This is a genomic window from Microcystis panniformis FACHB-1757, from assembly GCF_001264245.1.
Taxonomy (GTDB): Bacteria; Cyanobacteriota; Cyanobacteriia; order Cyanobacteriales; family Microcystaceae; genus Microcystis; species Microcystis panniformis.
This window is the reverse complement of record NZ_CP011339.1, coordinates 4,828,682-4,837,043: the sequence shown is the minus strand read 5'-3', so window position 1 is coordinate 4,837,043 and position 8,362 is coordinate 4,828,682. Positions and strand designations below refer to the sequence as shown.

General features: G+C 41.0%; 5 protein-coding genes. 2 read left to right on the top strand and 3 right to left on the bottom strand.

Annotation, left to right across the window (positions count from 1 at the left end):
• Positions 1 to 77: 77 nt before the first annotated feature.
• The 3 genes from VL20_RS22865 to VL20_RS22855 form a co-directional block, all read right to left on the bottom strand.
• Complete coding sequence (locus VL20_RS22865) at positions 78 to 2,129, bottom strand: FAD-dependent oxidoreductase (protein WP_052277916.1); 2,052 nt, start codon at positions 2,127 to 2,129, stop codon at positions 78 to 80.
• A 243-nt stretch (positions 2,130 to 2,372) separates the two neighbouring features.
• Entirely contained in the window at positions 2,373 to 2,936 is a 564-nt protein-coding gene (locus tag VL20_RS22860; RefSeq protein WP_052277915.1) for a Uma2 family endonuclease, read from the bottom strand.
• Positions 2,937 to 2,994: 58 nt separating this feature from the next.
• Positions 2,995 to 4,521, bottom strand: coding sequence for a bifunctional aminoglycoside phosphotransferase/ATP-binding protein (locus VL20_RS22855; RefSeq protein WP_052278557.1), 1,527 nt, complete (start codon positions 4,519 to 4,521; stop codon positions 2,995 to 2,997).
• A gap of 660 nt (positions 4,522 to 5,181) precedes the next feature.
• Between VL20_RS22855 and VL20_RS22850 the strand changes: the two genes are divergently transcribed.
• Together VL20_RS22850 and VL20_RS22845 are read left to right on the top strand one after the other, a co-directional pair.
• On the top strand, positions 5,182 to 7,002 hold the full coding sequence (locus tag VL20_RS22850) for an EAL domain-containing protein (RefSeq protein ID WP_052277914.1): 1,821 nt from the start codon (positions 5,182 to 5,184) through the stop codon (positions 7,000 to 7,002).
• A 311-nt stretch (positions 7,003 to 7,313) separates the two neighbouring features.
• The gene (locus VL20_RS22845) at positions 7,314 to 8,315 is read left to right on the top strand and encodes a phosphoribulokinase (protein WP_002740086.1); all 1,002 of its coding nucleotides are present in this window, start codon (positions 7,314 to 7,316) and stop codon (positions 8,313 to 8,315) included.
• Positions 8,316 to 8,362: the final 47 nt, after the last annotated feature.

The window sequence follows — 8,362 nt, the reverse complement described above, 5'->3', positions numbered from 1 at the left end:
ACGAAATCGGGCAATCTGAGAGACATGGATGAGCAGTACCTAGGGTCTGCTGAAAAAGTTTTTTCAGCAAACCCTAATTAATACCAATCATCCATCGACCGGAAAATTGAGGCATCGGGGAACACAGTTGGATTACCACTTGCGTCGATTTTTTGCCGTAATTCTCGCAATTGTTTATTCCCGATGAGAAAATCACTTTCTACTAATTGATAGGGCAGTACATTATTATCTAAAGCATACACTGCCGTGATGCCAGCAGCTACCCCAGAGGACCACTCGAAGGAATGGACACGATAGGCGGCCGCGGCAATATGACTGAGAGCGATACTTTTACCCGCTATCAGTAAATTATCGATTTTTTGGGGAATTATAGCCCTTAAAGGTATCTCAAAAGGATAAGCTTGGCCCTGTCCCTGTCTTTCTCCTGCTTTTTCTGTATTACCCGGTTTTTCGGGGGGATGTTCCGTCATGCAGGGATGAAAATCAATCGCATAGTGACCGATACCGACGGAATCGGGGTAAATGGTAGAGCGCTTGCGTTTAACGGCCTGATCGGGGGATAATGTGCCATCAAGTACGGAAAATCCCTCTAATCCTGCCAAGGTGGCAATTAAGCGCCGATATTCTGCCGGAGAAAGATTTTGACGATAGAAATCACTTTGAAAATTTTGTCGGGAAATATCGATTTCTGTGACGGTAAAACCAGCGGGGAAAGTCAGGGAAGGACGACCGATAATCCGTCTTGCTTCCCGAATATAGGGATATTTTGACAAACCGTGGGCAGTTCCCATGGGAGAATCAAAACCGGACAGATAACGGTTATTCAAATGGGGAACTTTTACCCCGTCTCCTAACTGGGAATCGGTGGTTCCTTCTACTAACCAATAATAGTAGGAAATGGCGTGTTCTTCGCCCCTCGCGAGGGTTTCGGTGCGTAATCCTCCCATCCATCCCCCCGGAGATAACTGTCCTAACTCTTGCAACTGTTCACGGGTGTAGATAAAGTTATCCTTAGCAGTCCCCGGACGGTAATCATTTCCCCAAGTCCAATTCTGCATGGAGATATCCCCCGGGACGGGTTCGGTAAAAGTAATTCCCCCAAAGGTTTTCTCTTTACCCAGTTGTGGACTCCAAATACGACGATAGGTGAAAACGAGGTCAAAATCGGCTAATCGCGGCAATTCATAGCTAAAATAGGGGGCATAGCGTTCATAATAAACGGGTTTCTCGTGGGTTTGTGGTTTTTCTGTTTCCTCCATGGCGAAGGTATAGGTAAAGCCTTGGGTACAGTAGGGGTCTCCAGTGACGCTAGAGGAAGAAGGTTCGAGATAACTGCGCTTATCGACACCTAAACGGTAGGGAATATCTGATAATCCGATTATTTCCCCGGTTTCGGTCGCTTCAATCACATACCAATCTGCTAATTGATTCGGTTGGGAGGATTTGGGGACAAAACGGAGGATTTTCTTATCAAAACGGGGAGAATTTTCGTAGCGATAGATATCCTCCATTTTTTGCGATAAAAACTCGGTATTTAGGGGAGGAGTACCTTTTGCGGGACTATGTTGAATAGCAATTACACTGGTAATCTGTTGACCAGTGCCGCGATTGGGTAAAGTTTCAATATTTAATTCTTTGACTACCGTGGAGGGAAACCATTTCAGGGTTCCTTTGCCTTTTTTGGCAGCGTCTTCTAACTGTTGAAATAATAATTTATGTCCATCAAAAGGCAAAAAACAAGACCCGCTTACCCAACATTCTCCGGGGTTGCGTTTCCCGTAATGCTTTCTAATTCTTTCCCTAAATTCTAGATAACCTTTCGGGAAAAATAATTTTTCTCTTTGTGTCCGTCTTTCATCTAATGCGGAGGTTCCCTGAGAAGATATCTGTCCCCCCACCCAGTCGGTAATCTCGGTTAAACAGACGGTTTTTCCTAATAATAAAGCTTCGTAGGCCGCACCGGCACCGGCTAAACCACCACCCACCACCAGAATATCACAGCCGACGGTTTTATCCAGTTCTCGCGGGGGGGCAGCTAGGGTAAGGGGAGTGAAAGCTTGCAGGAGAAATAATCCCAGAGAGAGGGATTTAAGAGGAGTAAAGTGATGATTGAAAATTTTAGGGGACATTATTGACGAATATCAATGTTATGGCTGAGAGTTTCTTCTTTCCTTGAAGAAGAAGCCAGAGCATCTGTTCCTGAAATCCTGATGGTTTTTTTGGGGGATATTGAGAACTTTGTAGCTTGATGCTGGCTTTTGAGAGATTATACACCGTCAAGCTGACAATCGATCGCTTTTCTGGAAATGTCTTGACAAAATAGAGATAGCCTGATTCGGTGTCATTCCCTTTGTTATTCCCTGTAATCCTTCCTAAGTTAAATTCAAAACAAACCCGGGTAAGACATCTTCCCCGGATAAAATAGCAGGTAAATTAATAATTTCCCCATCGCTATTTAGTCGGTAGATTTCCACCTGCTGCTGTTGAGGATTAATCAACCAACCCAAACGTAAACCACTGGCTAAATATTCGCGCATCTTGTCGCGTAAAGAGGTTAAGGAATCGGTACGAGAACGTAATTCAATCACAAAATCAGGACACAAAGGTGGGAACTTTTCTCGCTCTTCTGCGCTCAAAGCTTCCCATCTCTCCCGTTTTATCCAAGCAACATCAGGAGAACGATATCCTCCATTTGGTAAACGAAAAATTGTCGAAGAACTAAACACCTCACCAAGTTGAGTTTGCTCGTTCCATACCCCAACTTTAACAATCAAATTAGCTTCTTGTTTACCAGTATTTCCACCCACGGGAGGCATAATTAATAATTCTCCTTTTTGATTACGTTCTAAATTCCATGTTTGATTAGCCTGACAGAGATGATAAAATTGTTCATCGGTCAGATTAACTGCATCGATATTTAACACTACAGTTTCCATAATCGCTTCTCCTTCTTGCTGCTTTATAAGAATGGCTATATCGTTGCTTCATCTCAACCTATTTACCTAATTGACTCTCTAAAAATTCTGGCCAATCGGGATTAGTAGTGTCTAGGGAAATTAGATAGGGTTGTTCCCTTTCATTAAAAGGTTCTGTTTTCTCAATTTGGGCATTTAAAACCTCGATAGTAGCATCAGAAATATCGCCTTTTCTAGCGGCAATCCGTTGTTTTAAAACTTCTATAGGTGCGTGACAATGGACAATATGAAAAGGAATCTGTAAATTTTGGGCATAGGTTAATAAGGGTTCTCGCCAAGCATATTTATCGTAGCGTGCATCGAGAATAACCGGATAACCTAAAGCTATTAAAATTCGGGCTAATTCCGCCAGTCTAGCGAAGGTTTTTTGACTCATTTCGAGACTATATATGTCTAGACTTCCTGTTTGATTTAAGTCAATTCCAGCCAAATGTTTGCGAACTGCATCGGAACGAATCTGAATAGCATTAAGATTTTTAGCAATTACTTTCCCTATGGTACTTTTACCCGATGCAGAAAATCCCGACATCAGAATTAATCTCGGTTTCTGCGGTTGGGTGTACTGCCAAGCTAATTGATAATAATCCTGTGCATTGGCTTTAATTTTCTCGGAAAAACTGTCACCATCAAGCAAAAAACTATTGACTTTTGCCCTCACATATGCTTGTCTAGTCAGGTAGAGAGGCAAGACTTTTAAACCCTCCCAGTCGGCGGTTTGTTCTAAATAAGTATTCACCAATAAATTAGCGAAATCTCCTCTCCCCCTAGCGGTTAAATCCATGACTGTAAAAGCAATATCATACATGACATCAACGAAGCGAAAAGATTCATTAAATTCTATGCGATCAAATAATTGTATTTCTCCCTGCCACTGACAGATATTATTTAAATGTAAGTCACCGTGACATTCGCGAATCATCCCTTTTATTTGTCTTTCTTCTAACCAATCTCCGTGTTCTGCGAAGAATTTATCTGTATAAGCTTTCGTTTCATCGTATTGTTTTTGGGTTTGGACAAAATTAATATATTTCTCGGTTTGTTGGTAGTTTTCATCAAAAGCCTGTTTAATAACTTCTAAATTGCCAAATTGAGTAATATAGGAATTAGTCACAGCTTGTCGATGAAATCCTGCCACTTTTTCAGCCAAAGATTTTATAGCTTTTTCCGTTAGTTCTCCCCGTTCAAAAACTTTACTCAGTAAACATTCTTGGGGAAACTGATTCATTTTTAAAATGTATTCGATCGCTTTTCCTTCTCCATTTAAACTTATGCTACCCTGTTGATCATTAATTGACAAAACTTCTAGATAGATATTATCGGCGACTTTTTTATTTAACTCTAGTTCCTGTTCTAGATAATACTTTCTCTTTTCTAAAGTGGAGAAATCTAAAAACTTATAATTAACTGGTTTCTTGACTTTATAGGCATAATCTCCTGTCAAGAAGATAATTGAAGCATGGGTTTGGATAATTTCAACGGGAATTTTGACAGAATGAGGATAAAAGTCAGGATTTTTTAATTCTTCGATTAATCGATTGCTATCCATAGCGAGAACTCCTATCGGTTGCATCTCATTTGTATAAATTTACTAGGTTGGGATTTTTCCGGGAAAACCCTCAGCTAAAATTGGCTGTTATTTCCGATTTTATCACTTAATCTTTGACTCTTGGGGGATTCTACCCCCCAAACGCTGGAAAGCATTAGCTTTGCAAGTGGGATGCTTACAAGGGATTTTTCATACATTTGTACCAGTTTAAGGATGACTGATAATTGCTGATTGTCGGTAAGCTGTTGACTATCTAAATTACTCGTTAAGACCCCCTAAAAGCGGGGTCAGCTTTAAGCCAAGGAATTAGGGGTACAGTTAGTTTGAGATAATTTTGATGCTGACTATTCCTTCTTAAGTTATATTTATAAATATCCCCTCGACAGCTTGAAGATCGAACCTTTATCCAATCTTTACCATCAAAAACCGAGCATTTAGCCATGTTATCGACTATAATCGGCCTAGTACAGAATTTGAACAGGTACAAAGATTTTGGGTTACTCAGGCCTTGAAACCAGAAGATGTGACGCAATTGCCGTTAAGGAACTGTTCCGAATCACACCCAACACTTTATTGAGAAAATAAATTAAGTCAAAGACGAATAAGCCATGACTTTTTGAGGGAGCATATTAACTTATATTTTGTCGAGGTACCGAAAAAATGATTAATGGTTCATCCAATTCCCGTTATCTCCTCATTGTGGAAGATCCTCAAGGGAGAAGAACAATTACCCTAGAAGACATGAAATATTCTCTCGGCCGTAAGTCCGATAATCAAATTGTTCTTCGCTCCAAATACGCGTCTCGTTATCATGCGACTTTAATTAAAAAGAGTATTGATCGCCAAAATTTTTCCTATTGGATTCTTGATGGTGATTTAGAGGGGAATAAAAGTCATAATGGTATTTATGTCAATGGATCTAAATGCTTGGTTCATGAATTAAAAGATGGTGATTTAATTAACTTTGGCTGTGATATAAATGCCAGTTTTCATTTAATAGCCAGTCAAGAAAAAATAGAGCAAGCACCAGTTAAAAGTTCAGGACAGGTACGAGTGGATCTGACGGAAAATGAAGCAAATTATAGCCGGGATAACTTCCACACGAAAAGTACCCTAATTCTCCATCATTCCCCATCCCAGACCATTAGTTTTGATAACAGGACTCAAGAGGAATCTTTCCTAGATCCTCTCACGAATTTGCCTAACCGTTCTCTCTTTAATGAATATCTGTCAAATGCTATTAATAATGCCCAGAAAAGTAATCAACTGCTCGGTCTGTTATTAGTGGATGTAGAGCGGCTAAGAAATGTCAATAATCGACTAGGTTATCGACTGGGAGATAAGCTCTTAAAAATCGTCAGTGAACGGTTAAGAAAAAATTTGAGATCGGGGGATATAGTCGCTCGTTGGGGAGGGGACGAATTTATTATCCTGCTGCCACAAATTAATAATGCTAATGATCTGGAAAAAGTTAGTCAAAGAATTATTAAAACCCTAGAAAATAATTACGAAATCGAAAATCACTCCCTAGCCGTGCGATTAAATTTAGGTTCAGTTATCTGTCCCCCCGTCGGCACAGACAGAAAAATAATTTTACAGAAACTGGAGGAAAATTTAGTAGCGGTCAAGAATAATATCAATAATAACTCCAGGATAGAGTCAGTTAATGTTCACCCTAAAAATACTCGTAGTTCTAAAGTTGAATATTTTCTCTATCAGGCAATCAGAAATAATGAATTAGCTCTTTACTATCAACCGCAAGTTAATATGACTCAGGGACAAGTGGAAGGGTTAGAGGTATTATTGCGCTGGTTACACCCTCAATTCGGATTAATCGCTCCTAATCGTTTCTTACCCTTAATCCAAGAAAGCGAGTTAATCCTTGAGCTTAATCGTTGGGTGCTGAAAAATGCCTGTCAACAAGCACAAATATGGCAGCAGCGAGGATTATTATACACTCCCATCTCGATCAATCTGTCCCCGCACCAATTGCGGGATCCCCAGTTGCTCACCATCCTCAAAGAAGTCTTGACTGAAACCAAAATCGGGACTTTCTTTCTGGAGATGGAAATAACCGAAACAAGTTTACTAGAAAATAGCAGCGAAACTGGTCGAATTCTTGGGGATTTGCAGGAATTGGGTATTGGTATTACCCTTGATGATTTTGGCAGCGGTTACGCGTCGATCGCCTATCTCGGTCAATTTCCCGTGAAAAAACTGAAAATAGAGCAATCTTTAACGAAAAACCTGAGTAATAATCCCCAAGATACCCGTTTTATCTCGTCATTGTTGGCGATAGCGAAAAGTTTTAACTTAATAGTGATCGCCAAGGGAGTAGAAACCCAACAACAATTAGAAATCCTGCAAGAATTAGGTTGCGAGAGAATGCAAGGCAATCGCATCAGTGGCCCTCTAGCAGTGGAGGAAATGACTAAATTTCTCCACATCCACCACAGCCTGTCAGTAATCAGTGATCAGTGATCAGTTACCAGTTATCAGCTCTGGGTTTTTAGTCAGGGGTATTAAGTGAGGAGGATGAAATAGCATTAACAGTGCTGTCCTTTCACTGATCACTGTTTACTGATAACTGATTACTGATAACTGATTTTGGTCACTGATTCCGGTATGATCTGAACAGAGAATCTAGGATCAAATACCTACTCAATCTAGCGTGAGACTCTTGCCGAACCTGTCAGCAGCAGAAATTTGTGGCGGCGGGGTGCTGCTGGATCCAGAGTCTGGTTTAATTACTACTATGGGTTAACAATTAGTCGTGTATTTAGAGGGAAACTATGGCCAATAAGCCAGAGCGCGTGGTTCTAATCGGTGTAGCTGGGGACTCCGGCTGTGGGAAATCTACTTTTTTACGTCGTTTGACCGATTTATTCGGGGCCGAGTTTATGACAGTGATCTGTTTAGATGACTACCATTGCCTCGATCGCAAACAGAGAAAAGAGGTGGGTGTCACCGCACTCAATCCGAAAGCGAATAACTTTGACCTGATGTATGAGCAGATTAAAGCTCTTAAGGGAGGTCAAGCCATTAATAAACCTATTTATAATCATGAAACGGGGATGATCGATCCCCCCGAAATCATCGAACCGAATAAGGTAATCGTGATCGAGGGACTACACCCCCTATATGATGAACGAGTCCGGTCCCTATTAGATTTCAGCGTTTATCTCGATATTAGCGATGAAGTCAAAGTTAACTGGAAAATTCAACGGGATATGGCCGAGCGCGGTCACACCTATGATGATGTGATGGCGGCCATTAATTCTAGAAAACCAGATTTCAGTGCCTATATCGACCCCCAAAGACAGTACGCTGACGTGGTGATTCAAGTGCTGCCCACCAAATTACTTGAAGATCACGAAAGTAAATTACTGCGGGTCCGTTTAATCCAGAAAGAAGGGGTAGAAAACTTTGAACCTGCGTATCTGTTTGATGAAGGTTCCACCATCGATTGGCGGCCCTGTGGTCGTAAATTGACCTGCACTTATCCCGGTATTAAACTCTACTATGGTCCGGATGGCTTCTTGGGAAATGAAGTGTCGATTCTGGAACTAGATGGTCAATTCGATAACCTGGAAGAAATGATCTACATCGAAAGCCATTTGAGCAAAACCGGCACTAAATACTACGGTGAAATGACCGAATTACTGCTCAAACACAAGGATTATCCCGGTTCTACCAATGGTACGGGTTTATTCCAGGTGTTAGTCGGTCTCAAAATGCGTGAAACCTACGAAAAACTAATGGCCGCTGAAGCAAAAGTGGCAGCGTCAGTCTAGTTTCTAGTTTTGACTGAGTCAGCATCCTACCGAGGTAGGATGCTGGT